The organism is Flavicella sp., assembly GCF_029238425.1.
Lineage (GTDB): Bacteria > Bacteroidota > Bacteroidia > Flavobacteriales > Flavobacteriaceae > Flavicella.
The window spans coordinates 1-24,495 of the sequence record NZ_JAQWGB010000138.1 but is presented as its reverse complement, the minus strand read 5'-3'; the positions used below and the strand labels follow the sequence as shown (position 1 = coordinate 24,495).

General features: G+C 33.3%; 21 protein-coding genes. 13 read left to right on the top strand and 8 right to left on the bottom strand.

Features of this window, described 5'->3' with window-relative positions; genetic code table 11:
- Positions 1–191: 191 nt before the first annotated feature.
- From P8H68_RS10120 to P8H68_RS10110, 3 genes are all read left to right on the top strand, one after another.
- A complete protein-coding gene (locus P8H68_RS10120) occupies positions 192–1,328 on the top strand; it encodes a response regulator (RefSeq protein WP_300324408.1) in 1,137 nt (378 codons plus the stop codon).
- An 18-nt stretch (positions 1,329–1,346) separates the two neighbouring features.
- Entirely contained in the window at positions 1,347–2,597 is a 1,251-nt protein-coding gene (locus P8H68_RS10115) for an oligosaccharide flippase family protein (protein WP_300324405.1), read from the top strand.
- A 95-nt stretch (positions 2,598–2,692) separates the two neighbouring features.
- Positions 2,693–3,883: a glycosyltransferase gene (locus P8H68_RS10110; RefSeq protein ID WP_300324401.1), complete on the top strand. Its 1,191-nt coding sequence runs from the start codon at positions 2,693–2,695 to the stop codon at positions 3,881–3,883.
- Here P8H68_RS10110 and P8H68_RS10105 read toward each other — a convergent pair.
- From P8H68_RS10105 to P8H68_RS10095, 3 genes are all read right to left on the bottom strand, one after another.
- Positions 3,875–5,263, bottom strand: a complete 1,389-nt coding sequence (locus tag P8H68_RS10105) for a glycoside hydrolase family 2 TIM barrel-domain containing protein (protein ID WP_366144940.1) — start codon at positions 5,261–5,263, stop codon at positions 3,875–3,877. The genes P8H68_RS10110 and P8H68_RS10105 overlap by 9 nt on opposite strands.
- A 122-nt stretch (positions 5,264–5,385) precedes the next feature.
- Positions 5,386–6,564 carry a hypothetical protein gene (locus P8H68_RS10100; protein WP_300324395.1) on the bottom strand — a complete coding sequence of 393 codons (1,179 nt, stop codon included), beginning with the start codon at positions 6,562–6,564 and terminating at the stop codon, positions 5,386–5,388.
- Between the two features lie 35 nt (positions 6,565–6,599).
- Positions 6,600–9,689 carry a hypothetical protein gene (locus tag P8H68_RS10095; protein ID WP_300324392.1) on the bottom strand — a complete coding sequence of 1,030 codons (3,090 nt, stop codon included), beginning with the start codon at positions 9,687–9,689 and terminating at the stop codon, positions 6,600–6,602.
- A gap of 170 nt (positions 9,690–9,859) precedes the next feature.
- Between P8H68_RS10095 and P8H68_RS10090 the strand changes: the two genes are divergently transcribed.
- On the top strand, positions 9,860–10,267 hold the full coding sequence (locus tag P8H68_RS10090) for a hypothetical protein (protein WP_300324389.1): 408 nt from the start codon (positions 9,860–9,862) through the stop codon (positions 10,265–10,267).
- Between the two features lie 47 nt (positions 10,268–10,314).
- On the opposite strand, the gene P8H68_RS10085 is transcribed toward P8H68_RS10090, so the two are convergent.
- Positions 10,315–11,463: a T9SS type A sorting domain-containing protein gene (locus tag P8H68_RS10085; protein ID WP_300324386.1), complete on the bottom strand. Its 1,149-nt coding sequence runs from the start codon at positions 11,461–11,463 to the stop codon at positions 10,315–10,317.
- Positions 11,464–11,787: 324 nt separating this feature from the next.
- Here P8H68_RS10085 and P8H68_RS10080 point away from each other — a divergent pair, with 324 nt between their 5' ends.
- Positions 11,788–12,570, top strand: coding sequence for a T9SS type A sorting domain-containing protein (locus P8H68_RS10080; protein WP_300324383.1), 783 nt, complete (start codon positions 11,788–11,790; stop codon positions 12,568–12,570).
- A 59-nt stretch (positions 12,571–12,629) separates the two neighbouring features.
- On the opposite strand, the gene nrdD is transcribed toward P8H68_RS10080, so the two are convergent.
- Positions 12,630–14,423 (bottom strand): anaerobic ribonucleoside-triphosphate reductase, encoded by a 1,794-nt coding sequence (gene nrdD, locus P8H68_RS10075; RefSeq protein WP_300324380.1) that lies wholly within the window; start codon positions 14,421–14,423, stop codon positions 12,630–12,632.
- A gap of 3 nt (positions 14,424–14,426) precedes the next feature.
- The gene (gene nrdG, locus P8H68_RS10070) at positions 14,427–14,897 is read right to left on the bottom strand and encodes an anaerobic ribonucleoside-triphosphate reductase activating protein (protein WP_300324377.1); all 471 of its coding nucleotides are present in this window, start codon (positions 14,895–14,897) and stop codon (positions 14,427–14,429) included.
- 198 nt (positions 14,898–15,095) lie between these two features.
- On the opposite strand from nrdG, the gene P8H68_RS10065 reads away from it, so the two are divergent.
- The 8 genes from P8H68_RS10065 (at position 15,096) to P8H68_RS10030 (ending at position 22,730) form a co-directional block, all read left to right on the top strand.
- Positions 15,096–15,332: a hypothetical protein gene (locus P8H68_RS10065; protein ID WP_300324374.1), complete on the top strand. Its 237-nt coding sequence runs from the start codon at positions 15,096–15,098 to the stop codon at positions 15,330–15,332.
- A gap of 6 nt (positions 15,333–15,338) precedes the next feature.
- Positions 15,339–17,669: a molybdopterin-dependent oxidoreductase gene (locus P8H68_RS10060; protein WP_300324371.1), complete on the top strand. Its 2,331-nt coding sequence runs from the start codon at positions 15,339–15,341 to the stop codon at positions 17,667–17,669.
- A gap of 2 nt (positions 17,670–17,671) precedes the next feature.
- Complete coding sequence (locus P8H68_RS10055) at positions 17,672–18,349, top strand: cytochrome C (RefSeq protein WP_300324368.1); 678 nt, start codon at positions 17,672–17,674, stop codon at positions 18,347–18,349.
- Between the two features lie 3 nt (positions 18,350–18,352).
- Positions 18,353–19,075, top strand: a complete 723-nt coding sequence (locus tag P8H68_RS10050; protein WP_300324366.1) for a multiheme c-type cytochrome — start codon at positions 18,353–18,355, stop codon at positions 19,073–19,075.
- 33 nt (positions 19,076–19,108) lie between these two features.
- On the top strand, positions 19,109–20,191 hold the full coding sequence (locus P8H68_RS10045; protein WP_300324363.1) for a 4Fe-4S dicluster domain-containing protein: 1,083 nt from the start codon (positions 19,109–19,111) through the stop codon (positions 20,189–20,191).
- Between the two features lie 36 nt (positions 20,192–20,227).
- Positions 20,228–21,448 (top strand): sulfate reduction electron transfer complex DsrMKJOP subunit DsrP, encoded by a 1,221-nt coding sequence (gene dsrP / locus P8H68_RS10040; RefSeq protein WP_300324360.1) that lies wholly within the window; start codon positions 20,228–20,230, stop codon positions 21,446–21,448.
- A 304-nt stretch (positions 21,449–21,752) separates the two neighbouring features.
- The gene (locus P8H68_RS10035) at positions 21,753–22,034 is read left to right on the top strand and encodes a pyrimidine/purine nucleoside phosphorylase (protein WP_300324357.1); all 282 of its coding nucleotides are present in this window, start codon (positions 21,753–21,755) and stop codon (positions 22,032–22,034) included.
- A 237-nt stretch (positions 22,035–22,271) separates the two neighbouring features.
- Positions 22,272–22,730, top strand: a complete 459-nt coding sequence (locus tag P8H68_RS10030; protein WP_300324354.1) for an Lrp/AsnC family transcriptional regulator — start codon at positions 22,272–22,274, stop codon at positions 22,728–22,730.
- Between the two features lie 7 nt (positions 22,731–22,737).
- Here the strand turns inward: P8H68_RS10030 and P8H68_RS10025 are convergent, their stop codons facing one another.
- Positions 22,738–23,976, bottom strand: coding sequence for a hypothetical protein (locus tag P8H68_RS10025; protein WP_300324351.1), 1,239 nt, complete (start codon positions 23,974–23,976; stop codon positions 22,738–22,740).
- Between the two features lie 239 nt (positions 23,977–24,215).
- Positions 24,216–24,495 (bottom strand): S1 RNA-binding domain-containing protein (locus P8H68_RS10020; RefSeq protein WP_300324349.1); only part of this gene is annotated, 280 nt, incomplete at its 5' end.

Here is a 24,495-nt window from a genome sequence, read left to right as displayed (position 1 = left end):
TGGTTATACTGCAAGTTAAGCAATACTGTCTGTATTTTCGTCGACACTTTAGTGCCATTGGTCGAAATCAAAAGGAGTTTCAATCCTCTTTCCAATAATTTTGAGCGTATTCTAAATTTAGAAAAAATTCACTAACTTTAGTTGATACGTTTAAAAAGATTGACCGAACCATTTAAATATAAAAAAATAATATGAAAATTGTAGCTATTGATGATCAACAATTGGTTCTTTTGTCCCTAGAGAAACATTTGTCAAGTTTAGGGTACGAGATTAAAACCGCACAAAACGGTGAGGAAGGTTTAAAGTTAATAGATAGTTTTGAACCTGATTTACTTATAGTGGACATAAATATGGATGGGATGTCAGGATTAGACATTGTTAAGCAATTGCGCTCTGAGGACAAAAAACTTTCCATAATGATCATGTCCGGAAATACTGATGAAGATACTATCGTGGATGGTTTTGATTTAGGTATTGATGATTATATGAAAAAACCTGTACAGTTAAGTGAGATATCAGTACGTGTTAGAAGATTGATTGGAGTTCCTGATAATTTTGAAAGCAAACGGGTTGCTAACAATGCTCAAATTTCAAAGAGTTGTGTGGGAGTTGTTATTCCTTGTTATAATGAAGAATCAAGATTGTTAAGTAAAGAATTTACAGATTTCTTAGATAGTAATTTAGGATATCATCTTTGTTTTGTTAATGACGGTAGTAAAGATGATACTTTAAAAGTATTAAAAGACTTAGCGAAAGGAAGAGAAGATTTTATCTCTGTTTATGATTGTGAAAAAAATGGTGGAAAAGGAGAGGCGGTTCGACAAGGGATGTTACATTTGGTAAGGGACCCTCAGTTGGATTATTTAGGATATCTAGATGCTGATTTATCTACAGATTTTAAAGATTTTGATGATTTGGTAAATACCATTGAAAATTCGGATTTTCAGATTGTAAGTGGATCTCGTATTGCTAGAATGGGTGCAGATATCAATAAAGAATCTGCCCGTGAAATTATTAGTTTGACTATTAATTTTATCATCAGAAAAATTTTGGGTATGAATTTTAAAGACACCCAATGTGGTGCCAAAATAATTCGAAGAGATTTGGTGAAAGTTGTTTTTAAAGATAAGTTTTTAACTAGATGGTTGTTTGATGTTGAAATTTTTAAAAGAATGGGGAACATATACGGTAAGGAAAAAGCCGTTTCCATGATATGTGAGCAGCCTTTAAAACGATGGATTCATGCGGATGGATCTAAACTTTCAATGAAAGATTCATTAAAAATTGTTGGACAGTTAGGAGAGATAGCTGTAAAGTATAGAAGTTAATTATTAGTCTATTTTGCTATGGATATGCTAAATTCAATTAAAGGAAAAAAAATATCTCCTGAACAGATATTTATGTTAAGTGGTTTGCTTGTAAACGGAGGAAACTACTTGTATAATCTTATTTTGGGGAGAGTACTTGGACCTGAAAAATTTGCGGATGCCGCGGTATTGATCACATTTTTGTTGGTCGTGTCTTTTGTGGCCATGTCATTTCAACTTGTTACAGCAAAATTTTCTTATTCTTGGTCAGAGGAGGAGTATTTGATTTTTACGAAAAAAATATTTGGCGTTGCAATTCTTGTAGGTCTTTTTTTTGGAGGGATAATTGTTGCTTTTTCTAAAACCTTGCAAACTTTTTTAAATACTACGTCCTCTCAGATGTTTGTTTATTTTGGAATAGGTGTTCCTTTTTATTTTTTAATGAGTGTAAATAGAGGTGTGTTTCAAGGAAAAAAACAATTTGTGTTTTTGTCCGTTACGTACCAAGCAGAAATGATAAGTAGAGTGTTGTTTACATTTTTATTTCTTTATTTTTTAGACTTAGATACTTCAATATTAATTTCTTTTGGTATCGTATTATCCTTTGTTTTTGGTGTTTTTCCATTGAAAAACGTGAAAACAATATTTTTTCAAAAAGGAAGTTTAAGTCAAATTCAGAAAAAGCAAATAACTACTTTTTTTGCATTAACAGCCCTATACGAAATGACTCAAATAGTGATCAATAATAGTGATATTTTGTTAGTGAAACATTATTTTGATAGTTATGAAGCGGGACTTTATGCATCTTTAGCATTGATCGGTAGAATGGTTTATTTTATCGCATGGATGTATGTGATGATTTTGTTACCAACAGTTGTAAAGCTTAAAAAAGAAGGGAAAAACACCTCCAAAGTATTGTATAAGTATGTGGGTTATATAGGTGCGATTTCTTTTTCAATTGTGCTAGTTTGCTTTATTTTTCCAAAGTACATCATTCTATTATTATTCGGGGATCAATATGTTGGTGTCGGAGACTTGTTGTGGAAATATGCCTTGGCAACTTCCTTGTTTGCTGTTTCTAATATTTTTGCTTACTATTATTTATCATTAGATAGGTATTTTCCGGTTTTGTTTTTAGCGATATTAGGTGTTTCTCAAGTGCTTTTGATCGTGTTTTTTCACAAGAGTTTAGAACAAGTTGTTCATGTTCAAATCATAGCCATGTTTGTGTTGCTAGTAGCTCAATTTTTATATTATCTCAAAGATCAGAAAAACAGCATATCGACATAAAAAATCCTTTGGACGTAGTTTTCGTTCCTGACAACGATAGAAAAACAAGAAGTATATAAAAAATTGCATTTTTAATAAAAATTAAAATCATACCTATGAAATTAGCTATTGTAACCGCCTATCCACCAAGTAAAATTACCTTAACTGAATATGCATATTATTTGGTGAAATCGTTTAGACTACACAGTGATGTAGAGGAATTGATATTATTGACCGATTTTACCCCAGAGGAAAAAGATTTAACCTTTGAAGAAAAAGGATGTAAAATAACGGTTAAAGAATGCTGGAAATTCAATAGTTATTCCAACCTGTTTTCTGTGATGAATGCGGTGTCTGAAACGAAGCCAGACGGGGTTTTATTCAATTTACAGTTTATGAAATTTGGTGATAAAAAAGTGGCTGCTGCCATGAGCTTATTATTGCCTTATAGATGTAAATTGAAAAAAATACCAACCATAGTATTGTTACATAACATTATGGAAAAAGTAGATTTGGAAAGCGCTGGGTTTACCAAGAACAAAATGCTTCAGAAAATTTATGGTTTTATTGGAACTACATTAACAAAGTTTATTTTACAAGCAGATAAAGTTGCTGTAACCATGGAAAAATATGTTGAAGCTCTTGAGAGTAAATATAAAACCAACAATATCATTCATGTTCCTCATGGGACTTTCGAAATTCCAGAGGAACCAAGTTATAAACTGCCAAAAGGGCCTTTAAAAATTATGACTTTTGGTAAGTTCGGTACTTATAAAAAGGTAGAAATTGTAATAGAAGCGGTAGAGGAATTAAGAAAAAGATCCGACTTAGATATGGAGATTGTAATTGCTGGTACCGATAATCCAAATGTGCCAGGTTATCTTGAAAGTATGCAAAAGAAATACAAAGATGTAAAGCAGTTGGTTTTTACAGGTTACGTAGAAGAGATAGAAGTGGCTCCTTTGTTTAACGAAAGTGCTATGGTGATATTTCCTTATACTTCTACAACAGGTAGTTCTGGGGTTTTACATCAGGCAGGAAGTTACGGAAAGGCTGTAGTAATGACAAACTTAGGAGATCTTGCGAGTTTAGTAGTGCAAGAAGGTTATAAAGGAGAGTTTTTCTTGCCAGAGAGTACTACGGAATTAGCAAATGCCATAGAGAAAATTGCGACTGATGAAAATTATAGAACCGAATTAGGGAAAGCTAATTATAAAGCTGCAACCGCATTGCCAATGGAAGTAATTACTAGAAAGTACTTAACTGAATTTGAAAATATATCCAAAAGTAAATTAGTCTTAGTTTGAGATGTATTTAAAAGATTTTTTAGGATTCCCTTTCGAGTTGATAAAACCGAATTTCTTTTGGGCGTTTTTTCTCCAAGGTAATTTTCCAACAACTGCCGTTGGGATGTGATCAAAGTCATACAAGGTCCATGATAAAAACTGGATGTTGTTTTCTTTAAAAACGGTTTGCATGGTTTTATGGAATTCTTCTTGAGCATTTTCAGAAGTCCCGTAAGGTTTCCATATTCCTCGATAAGATGAAATTCCGAATTCTCCCAAAGCAATAGGCTTGTTTGGAATACTGGTTTTAAGTTTTATATAAGCGTCTTTAAATAAGGAAATGTCTTCATAATAATGAAATGTGATTAAAGTAAGTCGATCTTTTAAAAGTGTGGCATTTTCAATTTTAGCCCAACCAACGGTAACAGCATGTTTTTGATCAATTCTTTTGATTGTGGAGATTGTTTGATGTAGCCAAGCGAGTACCTTCTTTTTACCCCTTGATTCAAAATCTAAGTCAGGTTCATTCTTTACATCCCAAGCTAAAATGGCATCATGTTCTTTAAACTGTTGTACTATTGTTTCAGCGTGACGAATGGTAAGGGTCCAATCGAGAACAGAATAATCACCGTAAAAATCAAATAAGGTAACGATTACTTTCAATTCTTTTTCTTCTGCGATGTCTAACAAAGTTTTTAATTTCTCTAATTTTTCAGGAATAAGTTCAGCCTTACCAAAATCCTCATATTGAATAAAAATACGGATGGTATTAAGTCCTGCATTTCTAATTATTTCAAAATCTTTGGCTAAAATTTTTTCATCAAAATTTTTTCCAAAAGTATCCCATGCACTGTTTTTTGGATAGTAGTTGATACCCTTTATCTCAAAATCAGGATAGTCCTTCATTACAGGTTCTGCTTCGATTTTTCTAAGGGAAGGTTCTTTAACAAGATGTCTAATTCTCCAAAAGCCGTCTTCTAGCAATAAAATGGCTTTGTAATCAAAAACCTCTCTGTTTTCATATAATAATGAGTCATTTTTATAAATTCGTTTGTATTCTTTAACACCGTAATCCGTTAATGAAATCAGTTGACCATCTTCACTAAAAAAGTTAATATTAGGATTGTGTTCTAGGGTTGTAGATTCAATATGAATATTTTCTTCTTTATTCAAATCAATAAATTCAAAGAGATTTTTTTCCGCACTATCAGTGTAATAGTCTTCAATTCCCTTAATTGAGTTTATTTGGTAGGATACACTTTTAATGTACCAGGCATCCATGTAGTTTTTTTCAACATTGGTTAAGGTCTGTTTGTCCATCCGTCTGCCTATGTTTTGCATTGGAGCCCATTTTAGGTTAGGGATGTATTGTTGTGTTTTGTAAACTTCACCTCGCAGCATTTTTGATCTATCTGCCCCTGTATTGAGAAAAGTGAAAAGGGAAGCTATTCCATATACAAATAAGCTAGTTATAGACATAAATATTAGAGTTAATAGAATACGAATCGTTATTTTTTTCCAACTTACCATACTCTTTTGTTTTTGAATATTTTTGTGATTCCTGCAGCTTCAATTTTAAAGTCGTAGGTTTCATTTTTGTAATTTTCAGGATCTAAATAGAAGGTAGCATACCCATCTTTAGAAGTATGTACCATATACTTATGAGTACGATCTTCTTTTTTGATATCCAGTTCTATTCTTAGTCCGTCCGGAATCATTTGATGCATAAAGCTTTTTAATGGTCCGATTGTAATTTCTCTGTTATGTTCCGAGAATACAATTTCATAGTCTTTAATCGCCTGTTCAAAATTTACGATAATGGGCTTGCTTTCTGCCATTCCATAAACATAGGCTTTAATATTCCATGATTGAGCATGATCTGGATGTACCAATTTTGCGATGGCTACACCATTAATGGTATTTCCATTTGCAGATAAGATATTGCCAGTTTTATCTTTTACCACTAATTCTACAGCCGTACCGTCACTTACAATATTTCCATATGCATCTTTAATAGTGGAGGTGGTAATAGTGTTTATTTGATTTCCATCAGCATACATATGATTGCTATGAGCCGATATGGTAAAGTCAGTTGGTAATGAGGCCCAAACATATAGAGTGTGTTCCGTAGATTGTTTGTTGTAGCAAGCCGAAGAAATTAAAAATCTACCCGTTTTTTTAGGTGAATATATTTTTCTATAACAAAATAAATTTTTGATTTTTAATTGAATAGAGTCCTCTCTAGTTAAAAACTGTTTTTTAAAGATAACTTTAGAATTATCCATAACTGGGTTGTCTAATGTATCGGTTGGAATCATCACAGACATAGAAAAATCTCTACCTCCTGCTTCAATGCTCGGTGGCCCTACATAAGTCTCTACTTTCTTTACAATTGTGTCGCTAATAATTTCAATTTTTCCAGTTAGCAACTTTTTTTTGTTGTGAACCAATGCCCAGTTAAGTTGCCCTCTTTTATTTGAAATGTTATTTGGGATTTTATAAAACAGGAACTTTTGAATTCGGTTGGGTTCAATAAAAGTAGTTCCATAACTATTGCTAATATATAATAATGGAGTAAACGCATAGGAGGTTGAAAAATCTAAGTTTTGCAAAGTTCCAGCGACAAAAATCGTATCATGAGTGTGTAATTTTATTTTAGATACATCCGTGTTGTTTTGCCCTGTTAAAAACAAACAGGACATAAAGAATAAGGTGGATATATAATATCGTTTTGTCATTATTTCGGATTTCCAATAAAATTATTTAACTCTACTTTTATATAACAGGCCATGTTATTTTCAATATTTTGTAATCTTTGAACAGAATGTTTGTTTATTCTATTTGGTACGATAGCATTTGAAATATCTTCGTTTGGAAAACCATTTACAAAACAATGTTCCATAGAACTATTGATCACTTTTAGAACATCAAATTCTTTCAGATCATGTTTGAAATATCTTTTTCTTTCTTGTCTCACTCCTTCTTCTATGAATAAATGTTCCACCCATATGAGATCTTTATTCTCATTGTAATAAGAAACTAAAAGTTGTGGAATGGTAATTTCCTGAATTCCATTGTTGAATAAAAACCCACTAATATGATTGTCATGAATTTTGATTCTGTTTAAAACATTATTTTTATACATTTTGGTAGTAGTAACACTTCCTATTGCCTGCAGGTTGAATTTAGTGGGTTGATGACTTAATTCTACAGGTGTAAATTCGTCAGGGTTGAAAGTACTAGGAATAGAGTCCTTTGTTTTTGACCAGGCTATCCCTTCAAAATTAATTTTAAAACTAGTAATTTCTTTAGGCATTAACTTATGCTTGATGGTGTGTTTACAATTATAAGTGGCTATTTCTACATTATCGTCATTGTATAATGTTCCCTTGAGAACTACATCAGCAGGTACATTATCAATATTTTGAATTTCTCCTATAATGGCATAGCTTTTATCAACCTTGACTAATTTGGAACTCAAAATTTCCAAAACGGGGCGTTTTAATACATCTTCATGAAATGTTTGTTCAGTTGTTGTTTTTCTTCTACCGTGGTTAAAATATTGTGTTCCATTGTCAACATATAATTGATTCGGTGGAAGGTCGTAATCTAATTTTTTCAACTTAATAAACCATTCACCATCATGAGACACCATATCATGTTCAGATTTTCTATTAATTTTTTCAAGAGGTGTAATCCATTCTGCATACACCCATGCGTGCGCCGTGCTGTCATTTTCATAACTGATTGAAACTGCCATAGAATCTAATTTGGCATAGGATCCTAAAACACCATCTCTTACAGAGTGCTCTAACATAAACTGAGCGATTTTCACTTTTTTGTTTGGATCAAGCAGGGCATGAGCCGCTTCATATTCTTTGAAATCCAAAGCGTTATAATAAGCTTTAACAACGTTTTCTGGACTGTGATGGGAAATATTCTTAATGTAAAATTCGTAAACTCCGTAACCGATTGTCAATAGAAGGAAAATGATCCAGATGTGTAGAAATTTCACGACCTTAAACGGGAACTTTATATGATTTAAATTGTATTTAGCATAGGGTGCAACTTTATTTTTTTCTGTTTTAAGAGTTCTTCTTATGATCATTCTTAAATTGACAAGTATTGCTATCAGTACTGTGCTCACAGGTATCAGACCCCACATTACTTTTTGAAAAGTTGCGATTTCATCTTGTTCTAGGAGGGTTGCTATTGGTGGTACATTAAGTTTTTCCCAAACCATTATTCCATTTTCTAGTTGCTGAAGCCTTTGCCAACCACAGAAAAATAAAATGGGATCATAAAATTTGTCATTTGAAAATATGTATTTCAGACTATATTTTTCTGGTACCGTCAAAAATTGTTGTAAAGAACCTATTCCTTCAATTCCCTTGAATTTTGAGTTTTCTAAACGTTCAATAGCTCTTGTGGTTAGTTCAGGAAGTCTTCTGGCTGAATGATAATTCCCATCGACGCTTAAGGCTTTTGTGTTTGCACCAAGCCATGCCATTTGATCTCCAAAACCAAGTGTTAGATAACGCCATTTGTCATGTTGGTCCTGGTTTAAAAAATTGGTAATAGGTAATGTTTTTATTTTTTGTGGTTGAGAAGGTCTAAAATACCCAAGATTTAATGTGAAAATGGCCATAAAGATGTAAAAAAACATCAATAAAGCTCCAAAAAGACGGTGATATACAGCTCCATATTTTTCTTGCAATAATTCTTTGAGGTCACCTTCTGTCATTCTATAACTGAATTCACCAAAGATGGGCATTGACATTAGTGAAGCCCAAAGGGTAAACCTATCTAAGGTTAATATATTAAAAGCTGTATCTCCCAAAAACATTCTAGGAATAGGAGTTGTTCCTCCAGTACCCAATATGGTTAATACCGTGATGGAAATACCAAAACAGATATATCTTTTACTATAGTATCTGTAAAATACATAGGGTAAAATAGCTAATAGAATTCCCCAGGGAATTAAAAAGAAAACCAATCCGGATGAGGTTACTTCTAAGAAATTATCTCGAGAACCATGTGGAATTGGAATTTGTGTTATTGGGTTGTTTTTTGTGTTGATCCAATAGGGAAGAATACACACCACAATTAAAAATAAAGAAGCAAGTCCAAAACTAATAATTCGTTTGAATAGTTTTACAAATGTTTGAAGAAAGAGTCGGAAGCTTACTTTTTCGAAACTACCTACCTTATCTCTTGCTGTATCTAAAATTGCAAGACCAATTAAAGGAAAAATAAAGAATATCATCCCAAAAATTGGGGTAACATGATGAGAACATACCATGACAGCCATTAAGGAAAGAGAGTTTCCGAAGTATTTCCTTTTACCTGTTTTTAACCAATTGTATATTTCTGGTAAAGAATGCATTAAGATAGAAGCTCCAATAATACTTGGTAATTGACCAAACAAGTGTAACGTTTCAATAAAGGTAGACGAGAAAACAGCTAAAACGGCGGCATATCCAGCTGATTGTCTTGACCCTGTTAACAGTAAAGAAAATCTATAGGTTCCCGTAATGAATAAAATAATAGCAAGAAAAGCTACCGTAAAAAGACCAAATTTTAGGCCACCAATAAACGATAGTAAACCAATAAATTGATGGACTAAAGGAGGGTAACTCATTACCGTAAATCCGGTATACCACTTGTAATTCCATGGTTCAAACCAAGATGTTGAGTAGTGCTCTGCAAAAAACAAATGGATCAACGCATCATATGTTTTTTCAAGTGTGAAAAATATAGCGGTTCCATGAAATAAGATACCAAATAGCAAAGCTACTATTAGATATTTATTAGTTTGTTTCTTCATCGAGAAGCAGTTTTTAAGGCATAATTTACTTAAAATAAAATTAATAATTTCTAATAATATATAGTCTTATAATAATGGGGACTCATCTAAAGAAAAGTGCTGTTCATCGAAGTTCTTCTTTTTTTCAGTCTTACAAGTTCTAATTTAGTGTAAAACCTAAAAACAAAATTATGAACATTGGACTTATATTGCCTTGTCGGAACATTGAAAAAGGGATAAACTTATCAAATATTTTAGGATTGATTGAGTTGTTCCCTAAGGTGCATTTTTGTTTTGTAAATAACGGAAGTACGGACAATACATTCAGTATTCTGAAATATTTTAAAAAAGAATCAAAGAATGCTGTTAGTATTTTAGATATTAAAAAAACCAAAAATGATACAGATGTAATGAAAGCAGGTGCTCGATTTTTAAATTCAATGGAAGATGTTGATTATGTACAGTTTACGGAAGTTGATTTTAGAATGGATTTTCATGAATTAAAAAGAAAGATAGATAAATGTCTTATTGTGAATGAAAAAGATTTTTATCAAAAAGTGGTGCATAAGGTGAGGTTCTCTAAAAGGAAATTGTTATAAAAAAGGAGCTAAAACTAGCTCCTTTTTTTGTTTAAGAAAATTAGATATTACTCAATTACTATTTTAATAGTTGCGATTTTTCCTGCGTTAGAAATTTTAGCAAAATAAATTCCTGATTTTACATCATTTACAGAAATTTTAGTGGAATTCGATACCGAAGCAGACTTAATAAATAACCCTGTCATATCATATAATTCAAAATAGCTATTTTCAGGGGCGTTGATAGTTATATTATTTGTACCTGGGTTCGGATAAATATTTACTCCCGTAAGTGTATTTTTTTCTGTTGAAGCCACGGGTGGAGTTATGGTGGTTGTCATATCATCAATATAAATTATTGAACCCGCTGCAAATGCATTTGTTGGAGGGAAGCTTATCCTTGTTTTTGCTTCACTAAATGATTTATCAGCTCCTAATGTAAAGGTATAAGTAACTTCTTGCCAATCAACATTTGTGTCGGAAATGCCATTCTCAGTTTTACTTACAATAGTACTATTTGAAGCATCCATAACGGCAACAAACAAATTTATATCTCCAACAATATTAGATTTAATCCATAATTTGGTTTCGACTACGGTTCCTTCAGCATAAGTTTGTCCTAGATCTACTACATTATTGTTTGTGGTGGCCCACCAATTTGTTTGCGTGTCAGTTAATGTAAGTTTTAAAGAATTAGTTCCTGTACCGTGGTTTTCGTCAGACACTACTTCAGAGGTTCCGTACGGTTTGGTGTCAGAAGTCCATTCGTGGATGTATTCTGCATCTTCGAAACTTGGGTTGGAAGTAATAGTTGAATAAGTTGTAATAGGTGCAGCTTGAAATTCAATTTCGTCAAAAATACATTTTGTTCCAACTCCATCATTGTCTTGGTTTTCTCTAACCAAGATGTCTAAACGCGTAACTTCATCATTGACGGGAATACTTGTTACGTCAATGAAAATTGTTTGGTACTCTGTCATTTCAGCAGAAATTGTGTATGAAATATTGCTAAATGCAGTTCCTTCTCCAGTGGTTCCATCAGTTCTAGAAAGTCCTTGAATACGAAGTTGTGTGGCAGCCGTTTCGTTTTTCAAACGAATTTTTACAATACTTACCGTTGCTCTATCTAGAACAACAAATGTATCATCTCCACCTTGACCTCTTCTTATGTTAGCATTTCCATTACCTGCTCTTTCTAAGGTTAAAGCTCCATCCATAACCTTTCACCCAGCTTTGAGTGCCACTGCTAAAGTCATACGTCTGTGTAAATCCAATAAGTGGTAATACAATTAAAATAAATAGCCATGTAGTTTTAAGTAGTCTTGTTTTCATCATTGGGTTTTTATCATTTATAACACTTGTAAATTAATAACAATAAAACCTATATGATTCCTCAATTTTATCAATAACCAGTTCATTTTTAACTGTTTAGGGAGTGGTGTTTTTTTAGGGTAAAATAGTGAGGTTCTTGGGTAATGTAGATTCAAATATATGATTGTTAAGGGTTTAGTTTTGCGAGTATAACTTTAATTTTATTTATCATGAAAACAAGATTACTTAACACAATCATTTTAACAATAGCATTAATTTCATATGGGAAATCCAATGCTCAAGATTTAGATTATAATTTTGATGGCATAACATGGGAAGGTTGGACATCGGGATCTGCTGCCGGTCCTTGGTCATCTTCATTTGGTAACAATCCAAATGGAGCTTTGGACATAACCTATGCTGTGGATTCTAAAAATGCCGTAATGTATGCGCCAGATGATACTAAACCATTAAACGGACAGAACTATAAGTTTATTCAGATAATCGTTAGTAATGAGTCTTCTCAAATTGATTTATTTCGTGTAAGAGGAAAAGATGGAACGGGATGGTTTAATGCTGTAAATTATTCGATCTCAACGAATGCATCAACTCAATTTACAACCTATAATATTGAAATAACTGAATCTAGATGGTTAGTTAGTAGTTTAGAAAATTGGCAGGTAATTTTTAGAAAAAATGATAGTTCTGAAATTTCAGATGGTGCTCATGTCTATGTAGATAAATTATTAGTTTCAGATTCATCGACAGCGTCAGTAAATGCTGGTAATGCATTTGATTTCGGAATCTATCCTAACCCTGTACAAAATGAATTAACTATTGCAACCGAAGAGGAGATTGCTTCAGTTCAAATAGTAGATTTAGTTGGAAATACAGTGTTAACTAATAGCGAGGTAAACGGTAGCGTAGATGTTTCTAGTTTGACTAGTGGTGTTTATGTAATTAGATTGACTTCAGCGAGCGGAGTAGCTACTTCTAAATTCGTTAAGAAATAACCATTAGAATATAATATTAAAGAGCCCCATGGTTTAATTCCATGGGGCTTTTTTTGGGTTTAAACTAATGCACTTTTCTCATCTGTATGATAATGTCTAAGTTGGTGTTCTTTTTGGCGGTCAGAACTAAAACTAGCTACTTTTTTAAGATATCCTATTACTCTTGTTGCATGATCAACATTTTCTGAATCGCATTTCTCACAACTATATTTGGTTTGTTTGTCAATATGATTACAATCTCTACAAACGGTGATTTTTATATTGAAGCAGTAATAATTACATCCGGCCTTTGCAGTAGCATGTATCAATTTTATAAACCCTTCTTTATTTGGAGCTTCTTCAAGATTTAAATGCAAAGCTGAGCCTCCATCTAAGTATTTGATAATTTCGTTTCCATGGAGTATAATTTTATCCAAGGTATTGATGTCATTGTCTTCAACAGCATAGAAATATGAGTTGTAACAATCTCTTGAAACAGCAAGTCCATCTTGTTTGTCCCATTTGGCATTTTTTACACCCAGATTTTCTGCGGGGACAAATTCGGTATTGAACATATACCCATACTCTTCTTTGGCTTTTTTGTTCTCATCAAAAATTTGTTTCAGGTAATGATTCACAAACTTTTTATAGTCCGCGTTGTTTCCTGCAGTATAACCTTTGCTTTCCGCTGCTTCTACCATACCATTAATTCCTATAGTTAAAAACTGCTTGTCCAATGAGATATAACCAGCTTGGTAGACTGGCAACAAACCAGCGTCCATATATTCTTGAATTAAAGTTCTATAGGCTGCTTGGTACTTGTGAATTTTTTGAACTTCCTCTACAATATTGGCGTCTTTTTGAATAAGTCGATTCATGTTTAGAGTAATCACATTGATAGATCCAGTAGCCACTCCACCCGCTCCTAATGAATAACTAAACGTATTATCGCTGATTTCATTTCTTAACCTGCAACAAGAAGCTAAACTATCTGCGTTTTCAGATTGATAGATAAAAAAGGAATTTCCTTCACTTAATTCCTGGGCGCACATTTCTGTAAAACTAGCATCTACAGGGGCACCTTCTTTGGTTAACATGGCAGCGGTCACAACCGGAAAAGTTAAAATGGCTTTGGTTCTTTCTTGGTTGAACCATTTCATAAAAAATTCTTGTAGTTTCTTTAAGCTTTCCCATTTAGGTTTTTTCATGTCAGGAAAAACAAAATCTCCGAACATGCTATTGAAATATGCTTCATCATATAAAGAGATATTCCAAAAAACAGATTGATATCCTCTGGCTGCTGCGGGTTGATTTACCGCGTAAACTACATGCTGAAGGTGGTTTTCAATAATATCTGTATTGGTTTCTAAATAGTCTTTTCCATAATCTCTAGCAGCAAAATGGTCAAAATACATCAAGAACTCAACGGTAGCTAAAGCTCCAGCAAATTGCGAGCTAATGGCAAAAACTAAGTTTACAAATTCACCGCAAAAACTTTCTAAATGCTGCGGAGCCTGACTCTCTCCACCGAGTTTGGTAAGTCCATCAAATAAAAAGGGATACATACTAATAGATACACAATATGGTTTTAGAGAAGTTTCATCATGCACATAAATTTCATGAGCCTCAATCTGACGCAAGTATTCTTCTGCAGTTGCTTCTCCAAATAGTTCTTTAATTTTTCTAGTCACCAAAGCTCTGTTTACTTGTATATTGATGTCTTTGTTGAGTTCTGCTTCCATGGTAGCAATGTTCTTAGAAGTCACATTTGCATTGGCATCTACTTTTGAGCCATCCGCAGCGTTTGATGAGTTGATGTATCGATCGATGAAATTAATTTTTTTGTCCACTTGTTTCTCTGTGAGTCGTATCATATTTTAATTTTTTGAAAATAAGTAATTGAGATTTTTTTTAAGTTGGATGTCTATGAATTTTTGATTGGTGGTTGGGCTATCTAATCCACCTAATTCGGGATTCCATTTTCCGGTTTTGAGAAAGCTTAACTGTTCCATTAAGTTTTTAGAAATAGATTCTTCTCCGGTATATAAACAAGTTTTGTATTTTTTGTGACGTGCCATTTGAAGCATTTCTATCAATTCATCCTCATGCCATTCTCCACCCATAAACAATACACAAGTCGCGTAATTTCTGTATTTATTTAAAATTTCTAAATAATTATTTAAGAGTAGAATTTTTCCATTGGATTCTTTCCATAGGTGAGAAGAGTGGCAGCCTTTACATTTTAATTGACAACCACATATGGAAAAGCATAGGCTTATTTCTCCTGGCACTTCTTGAAGGACCACCTGAAAATCATAATAATACATTGATGTTTGTTTAAGTTTCATAAAAGACTATTTAGTCCTTTATAAAAATATCTAATTATTTAGATAGAAAATAAATTAGCTGTTAAGAGTTATCAAGAATGTTATAAACAAATGATTTTTGTAAATTTAAGAGCATTGTTTTGCTGAGCATGATAATTATCATGTCATAAGCTGCATTTTAGCAGGTTCTTTATACTATAATTCTATTAAAATTAAATTATGCCTATAAAAAGTTACTTAGCTCATCCACACCAAGGTAAAAAAACAGAATTAATGCAAACTCTAGCTTCTTTAGATCACTGTGAAGTCATTCCTGCTGAAAATAAAGAATTATTGATTCTGATTACCGATACAGAATCGAATTTACAAGAAGATAATTTGCAAGAACAATTGAATACTATTAGTAGTATCAAATTGTTGGCTTTGGTTTCTGGATTTAACGCTTCAAAAAATTAAATTTCTATGTATACATCTACTTTAACTAACAGAAGAGACTTTATTAAAAAAATGGCTGTTTTGTCGGCAATGACAGCTGCTGCAACTATGTTTCCAGGAATTTTATTTGCAGAGGAACAAGAAAGAGGATTGCCTAAAGGTGCAAATTTAGATTGGAAAAAAGCCCCTTGCCGTTTTTGTGGTGTAGGTTGTGGTGTATTGGTGGGTGTAGAAAATGGAAAGGCAGTTGCGGTAAAAGGAGATCCAAAATCTTCGGTGAACAAAGGCTTGTGTTGTGTAAAAGGATACCACTCCGTAATGGCGATGTATGGAAAAGATAGGTTGACACATCCGTTAGTCAAGAAAAACGGAAAATATGTAAAAACCAGTATGAAGGAAGCTTTGGATTTGATAGCTGAAAAGATGCAGGCTACTATCAAAGATTTCGGGAAAGATGCTGTGTCTATTTATGGTTCGGGTCAGTGGACAATTCCTGATGGTTATGTTGCCTCTAAATTATTTAAAGGTTGTATTGGGACTAATAATGTAGAAGCCAACGCTCGTTTGTGTATGGCAAGTGCTGTAACCGGTTTTATGACTTCTTTTGGAATCGATGAGCCCATGGGATGTTATGAAGATATAGATCATGCAGATGTATTTGTGTTGTGGGGAAATAACATGGCAGAGATGCACCCAGTATTATTTTCTAGATTGTTAGATCAAAGATTAAAAAGAAAAGTAAAAATTATAGATTTTGCTACCCGTACTACAAGAACCAGTATGGCTGCAGATAAGTCGATTATATTTAACCCTCAATCGGATTTAGCGGTTGCGAACTCCATTTGTTATGAGATTATTAAAAATGGATGGGTCAATAAATCATTTGTAGAGAACCATTGTAGCTTTAGCAAAGGGCTAACGGATATGGGATATGGTTTGGAAGACAAGTACAGTTTTAACGACAAGCCAGAAAAAATAGATTTTGAGGCTTATAGAGAGTTTTTAGAAGATTATTCTCCAGAGAAAGTTGAGAAAATTTCAGGTGTATCTGCAAAGGATATCAAATATATGGCTGCTTATTATGGAGATCCAAATAAGAAAGTGATGTCTCTATGGTGTATGGGAATGAATCAGCATACACGTGGAACTTGGATTAATAATTTAGTGTATAATATTCACTTATTGACAGGTAAAATTTCAACTCCTGGAAACAGTCCTTTTTCATTAACCGGTCAGCCAAGTGCTTGTGGTACTGTTCGTGAAGTAGGAACCTTGACACATAAATTGCCTCATGGGGTGGTTATGAATAAAAAGCATAGAGAGTTTGCGGCTGAGATTTGGGATGTTCCTGTTGAGAACATTGATCCGAAACCAAGTTTACATACTGTGGAAATGTTTAGAGCCTTGGACAGAGGAGATTTAAAGTTTATGTGGATTCAGGTTACCAATCCTATGGTGACCATGCCAAAACTGAATCGTTACAGAGATGCCTGTAAAAAAGAAGGTAGGTTTATTGTAGTATCCGATATTTATCCAACTCCAACTACCGATATTGCGGATGTTATTTTGCCATCTGCCATGTGGGTAGAGCGTGAAGGGATGTATGGGAATTCGGAACGTAGGACTCAGTATTTTGAGCAAATGGTGCAACCACCAGGAGAAGCCATGAGTGATACTTGGCAATTGGTAGAGGTTGCAAAAAGAATGGGGTTTGAAAAACAATTCTATTATAAAAAAGAGACACATATAGAAGAGATCTATAATGAATATAGAAGACATCATGAAGGTAAAAAACATGCCATGGCTCCTTTGGAGGTATTAAAAACTCAACCAGGTGCAATGTGGCCTTATGTGGAAGGAAAATCTACTCAATGGCGTTTTAATTCTAAATACGATCCTGCATGTGATTCGGAGAAGGATTTTGATTTTTATGGGAAACCAGATGGAAAAGCGGTTATTTGGCAAAGACCTTATGAGCCTGCTCCTGAAGTACCAGATAATGAATTTGACTTTTGGTTATGTACCGGTCGTGTGGTAGAACATTGGCATTCTGGTTCTATGACAAGAAGAGTTCCAGTATTGCATAAAGCAATGCCACATGGGTATGTAGAATTACATCCGGACGATGCTAAAAAGATGCAAATAGAAACGGGTGATGCTGTAAAACTGACTACTAGAAGAGGAACTATGAAATTGCCTGCTTCTGTAAAGGAAAGAGGAGTTCCAGAGAAAGGACAAGTTTTTGTGCCGTTTTTTGATGAAAATATGTTGATCAACGATTTGACTTTGGATGCGTTTTGTCCAATTTCAAAACAGCCTGATTATAAAAAATGTGCCGTTAAAGTAGAAAAAGCATAACTATGAAAAGAATAGGTATCATATCACTATTTGCCATTCTTCTAATTTCATTTCTAACCGTATGGAATAGAAGTTATGAATTGGGCTTAGAGCATGCATATATTCCTCTTGAAGAAAGAGAACCCATGCGTATTATTCCTTCAGAGGAAGGGGTGTTTAAGAGATCTGAATTTGCTTTAGATTATGCTAAAATGCCAATTGATGAAACACATCAAAGAAGTTTAAAGACCTATTATAATAATAGAGCTTATCATGGGGCACCACCTAGCATCCCTCATCCTGTAGAAAGTGAGAGAAGCATGGGAGGAAAAGATTGTTTGAAATGTCATGAAAATGGTGGTTTTGTTAAAAAATTGAACGCCTATGCTCCTGTGACACCACATCCAGATTATGAGAATTGTAGACAATGTCATGTGCCTGTAAAATCAAATAATTTATTCAAGTCAACGAATTTTGAAAAAGTGCCCGCACCTAAGGTTGGGGTGAATAATGCATTGCCTGGAAGTCCACCGGTAATACCACATCAAATTCAATTGAGAGAAAATTGTTTGGCATGTCATGCAGGTCCAAGCGCGCCGAAAGAAATACGTGTTACACATCCAGAGAGAGTGAATTGTAGACAGTGCCATGTTCTAAATAATAAAGAAGTTACTGATATCGGAATTTTTATAAGAGAATAATCTATGGGAATACAAACAACAAATATTTCGGTACTCTTTGATAGAATTAAGGAGCTAAGAAGAAGAAAGGCCATTATGAAAACAAGAAAAACCTTGCATAAGGATTATGTGAAAACCATGACAAAATCATTGTCTATTGCCTTTGCATTGATTTCTATGATTTCTTGTAAACATCATAACGAAGAATACCATAAGGTAACGGATAAAATAAAAGCAGAAAGTAAGCATTACAAAGGAACGAGCATTTCATCGGATCAATATTTGGCAGAAATGAATCTGATTGAAATTACGGAAGGGACCCATACTTTTATGATTCCGGATAGAAAAAGTCAGATTACATCTTATGCTTGTACGGAATGTCATACGGATGAATTGGAAAAAATAAAAGGAAAAGATGCTAAGAAAGGACATTGGAACATCAGTCTAAAACACGCGAATTCTGATATTATGAATTGTGCTACCTGTCATGATACAAAAAACATGGATGCGTTAAAGACTTTGACGGGGAATTCAGTTGATTTTAATTTGAGTTATAAAGTATGTAGTCAATGTCATTCTAAACAATTTGAAGATTGGAAAGGCGGAGCTCACGGTAAAAAAATTGAGAGTTGGGCACCTCCAAGGGCTTCTATGACTTGTACAAATTGCCATAATCCGCATAGTCCAAGTTTTGAACCTAGATGGCCAGCAAAATACAATACACAAAAGAAACAAGAAAGAAAATAACCAAACACCAAGTGTTTTTATATCCTAAAAAATATGAGCGAGAAAAAGAATAAATGGTTTTCATTAAAGCTTTCCAACAAGAAAAAAACAGAACCTAAATCCGGTGGTTGTGGTTGTGGAAAAACATCCGGTGGTTGTGGTTCTCACAGTGCAACCGAAGTAGCGAAACCTGTAGATGGGTTTGATCAAGTGATGGGAGCTACTATGGATAGAAGAAATGCCTTTAAGCAATTGACAGCGAGTTTATTGGTGGGAGCAGGGGCTATATCCACTTCGTGCAGTGTTACTTCCGGAGATGAAGCTAAAGAAAAAGCTCAAATAGACTGGGAGGAACAGTTTAAAGGAAATTATAAGTTGATGAGCGAGGATGAAAAGAAAGCAACCGTTGACAGATTGGTACGCTCGCATCAATTGAATACAAAAGACACTTTAGACATGTCTTCTAAATCTGCTGAGGAGGGAGTATTGTTTGGTTATGCTTTTAATATTTCCAAATGTCAAGGATATATGGATTGTGTCAGTGCTTGTGTAACTGAGAATAATCAGGATAGAAATTCCCAGATGGAATATATCAGAATTCATGAAATGAAGGAAGGAATGGCCTTGAATTTTAATGAAGCGGATGATAATTATTACCATGAAGTTCCAGCTGAAGGACATTTTTATATGGGAACTCAATGTTTTCATTGCGATAACCCTCCTTGTGTGGAAGTTTGTCCAGTTCAAGCTACTTGGAAAGAACCAGATGGTATTGTTGTAGTAGATTATGATTGGTGCGTGGGTTGTAGGTATTGTATGGCGGCTTGTCCTTATGATGGTAGGCGATTCAATTGGAGCAAACCAGAGGTGCCAAAAGAAGAAATTAATAAGAATCAACATTATTTAGGAAATAGATTGAGAAAGAAGGGAGTGATGGAAAAATGTACTTTCTGTATCCAGCGTTCTAGAGAAGGTCAGAACCCTGCCTGTGTTGAAGCCTGTCCAACCGGGGCAAGAGTGTTTGGAAACTTATTGGATCCGAATAGTACGATTCGTTGGGTGTTGGAAAATAAAAAAGTGTTCAGGTTGAAGGAAGATTTAGGTACAGAGCCTAAGTTCTGGTATTACATGGATTAATAAATAAAAAATTAGATCATTTATAAATTGACTTAAATGGGAAATTTAAAAGTTTTTAAAAGTTTAGTGGTGGATAGCCTGGATATCATTACCCATGGTACCAAAAAATATCATTTGTGGATGGCCTTTTTGACTGCGGTTATGTTGGCTGGTATGTATTGTTATTCTATTCAGTTGGAAGAAGGATTGCAAGTTACCGGTATGACAAATCGTGTGAGTTGGGGCTTGTATATTTCTAATTTCACCTTTTTGGTAGGAGTTGCGGCAGCGGCGGTAATGCTCGTCATGCCAACTTATGTTCTACATGATGTGGATTTTAAGCGAGCAGTTTTAATAGGGGAAGGACTTGCAGTAGCCGCCTTGATTATGTGTTTGGCTTTTGTGGTAGCGGATATGGGAGGCCCTTCTGTTTTATGGCATATGATTCCAGGAATCGGTGTGTTTAATTTTCCTAATTCAATGTTGACTTGGGATGTATTGGTTTTAAATGGATATTTGTTTATCAATATTACAATTCCATTTTATATTCTGTTTCGTCATTACCAAGGCAAAGAGGCTTTGTCTAAAGTATATGTTCCAGGAGCAATATTATCTGTTTTTTGGGCAGTTGGAATTCACTTAGTAACCGCATTTTTATATCAAGGTTTGCAGGCTCGTCCTTTTTGGAATAACGCCTTGTTAGGACCACGTTTTTTGGCATCGGCTTTTGCAGCGGGACCAGCATTGATTATTCTGGTTTTGGCTATGATTCGTTCCCATACGGAGTTTAAGATAGAAGATAAGACCATAAAAAAAATAGCTTTGGTAGTTGTAGTTGCTGCTCAAATAAATCTAATAATGTTGGTGTCTGAGTTGTTTAAAGAATTTTATGCACCGACACACCATAGTGAAAGTGCTTACTATTTATTTTTTGGATTGGACGGAAAAAATGCACTTCTTCCTTGGATTTGGACATCCATTCCTATGAATATTTTGGCTACTATAACCCTTACTTTTCATAAGTTTAGGAATAATTTTACCATCCTATATATTTGTTGTTTTATGCTTTTTGTCGCAATTTGGATTGAGAAAGGATTCGGATTGATCGTTCCTGGTTTTATTCCAGGGCCTTATGGTAAAATCGCAGAATATACTCCCACAGGCATTGAAATTGGTGTTACTTTAGGGATATGGGCTTTAGGTGCGTTTGTGTTTACCATTTTAGCGAGAACAGCTGTTGAAATTGAAACTGGAAAATTACGTTATAAGAAGAAATAATAGATTTTTGATATCCATCAGAGGACAGAATATCTCAAATATTCTGTATTAAACTCCTATTTTACCCTTTTATTTTCGCAATAAAAGGGTTTAGTTTTGACATAAGTATTTGTTTTTAATCATTGTTGTTTTTTAAGTTAACCTAGTGTTAATAGGAGTTTGTGGTGCTTTTTACAAAAAAATAATGTGATGAGAAAACGTGCTCTTTTAAGAAGTTCATTTTCTTAACGTTAGGATAATATTGAATCTGTTTGCATAAATGAGAACTTAATCTATCTTTGCAACCCAATGTAAAAAAAAGATTATGATTTCATCAAATGAATATTTTGACTCAAAAGTAAAGTCTTTAGGATATAAATCTGCAACAGGTAATTCTACTGTAGGTGTTATGGAACCTGGAGATTATGAGTTTGGAACTTCTTCTCATGAGACTATGATTGTTGTAGAAGGAGAATTAGTTGCGTTGCTGCCTGGAGAGACTGAATGGAAATCATTTAAAACCGGCACGTCTTTTGAGGTAGAAGCTAATAGTTCTTTTAAAGTAAAATCAGTAGGACAAACTTCTTATTTATGTCAATATAAATAAGAATCAAAATATAGTAATTAGATCTTAGGGGTAGGATTTATTTATATATAGGGCTTTCATTAATTTGAAAGCCCTATTTTATTTTATAGAAATTACAGTTGTAACTAGTTTGTTGATTTTTTATGGAGGAGCTCATTAATTTTTTAGTTTTTATTAGAGGATTATGCTATTTTTGAATCAAAATAAAGATGATTAATCTGAATGAGGTTCTTGCGCCTTTTTTACATAATATGTTTTATGAAAATAGATACTATAGATTTAAGGATTCTAAAAATTCTTCAAAACAATTCAGATTTAACTACCAAAGAGCTTGCAGCCAAAGTAAATTTATCTCCAACTCCTGTTTTTGAGAGAGTGAAAAAGTTGCAAAAAGAAGGTTACATAAAAAAATATGTGGCCATTTTAGATGCCGAAAAATTGGATAAGTGTTTGATTGTTTTTTGCAATATTACTTTAAAAGAGCATACAAGAGAAATTGGAAATAAATTTGTAAAAGATATAATGACCTTGGATGAGGTTACAGAATGTTATAATATTTCTGGGGATTATGATTTCCTTTTAAAAGTGTTGGTCAAGGACATGAAACATTACCAAAATTTTGTTTTGAATCATCTTGGTTCTGTCCAAAATATTGGTAGTGCTCATAGTACATTTGTCATGGGAGAGATTAAGAATACTTATGCTATACCGCTGTAAGGCACCATTATTTACCTAATTGAAATCCACAATTTATAGATATAACATTGGTTGTCATTCCTTGGAAAAAGCCGAAACCAAGTTTGTATTGTAGATCAATAAACATTTTTTTCTTGTTTTTCATAATTTTGGAAAATCCAGTTCCAAGACTCAAACCATAGTCTATTTTGTTAAAAGGATTGTTTGTATAAGTTCTGGAGTCATATGTTTGTCCCCATTCAAAATAAACAACTTCTTTTCTTTCGTAGTCCGATTGAAAGCTATAATTCAAAAAACCACCCACTTGAATGTTGGGTTGAATTTTCTTTTTTGAGAATACATATTTCATAATAAATAAATTATTCAAAGTGTTTTGAGAATATTTTATAGTATTGTCAAAAGTAAAATAATTTGGTCCACCGTAATACTGATTTGAATTTTCAAGTTTTAAATAGGAATATGTGGCCTGGTACATTAGGTAAACGCGTTCATTTATAAGAGGTAGGTTTCTTTCAAAGAAAACACCAATTGCTGGAGACATGTTTACTCCAAATTCAGCATTTTTAAAAGCATATGGAACATGAGGTGCATTTTTATTAATTGATATCATTGTTGCATTTGCTCCAATAACCAACCCAAATGCCTTTTTTGTTTTTGGAATCTTTTTTTTGTAGATGATGCAGGCTTTATCTGAGCATACTTCCTTATGGTAATCTTCAGTAATATCTATAAGTGACTTATGATTTAGTTTGATGAATTCAGCTTTTCTTGAAATTTTTGGACTTTCTCTAAATGAGTACTTTAAAATTCCAATGTATTGTTTAGATTCTTTTACATAGGAAACTTTATCTACTTTCAATTTTTGTTCGTCATTTTTTAAAGCAACAAGTTTACCGGTATCACCCTCTAAAAAGTAGAATTCTCCATAATCATCTGTGTAATAATAAATACTATAAATTCCATTAATTAAATATTCTAGGAAAAATGATTTATCGTAATTTTTATTTTTTATACGTTTTGATATGTAGTATTTGTTATTTTCAAAACGGTAAGAAAGAATCATTTCAGGTTTGTAGATAATTGTTTCTGATGCAAGGTTTTTCTTGAAAAAGCATTTAGTAGCATTTGACTTGTTTCCTCTGTAATCAATAAATCCCTTAATGGTATCGTTAGTTTGATTTATGATGTAGCCCTCTCTAAAATCTGATTGTGAGAAAATTAAACAGGAATGAATGGCAAGTAGAAAAAAGAAAATAGTTTTTCTCATGATTGTAAATTGATTTGACGAGCCAAGATACAATGAGAGAAGATACCACCCTTACATATTTTTCCTTTCTTTGAGTATGTTTTGATGTTTTTTTGGTACGGGGCTAATAATAAGTGTTTTATTTAAAGTAGATAAAAACTTGATCCTAATAAAATGATTCTTTGTAACCTAAAATTATTGGAGAATGTTACAAGAATCTATTGGGTCAAAAAATATTTTATGACTCTAAAAAAATTGTGTCAATCAAAATTCATCGCGAGCTGAATACGCTTTCTGGCAATATCTACTTCTTCTACTTTTACTTGTACATGTTGATTTAAATGCACAACATCACTTACATTGCCTACATACCCTTTCTTCAGTTTTGAAATATGAACGAGTCCGCTTTCTTTAATTCCAATATTTACAAAACACCCAAAATTTGTAACATTATTTACAATTCCTGGAAGAATTTGCCCAACTTTCAAGTCGTCAATGGTTTTTATATTGGCATTGAATTCAAATAGTTTTACCTTTTTT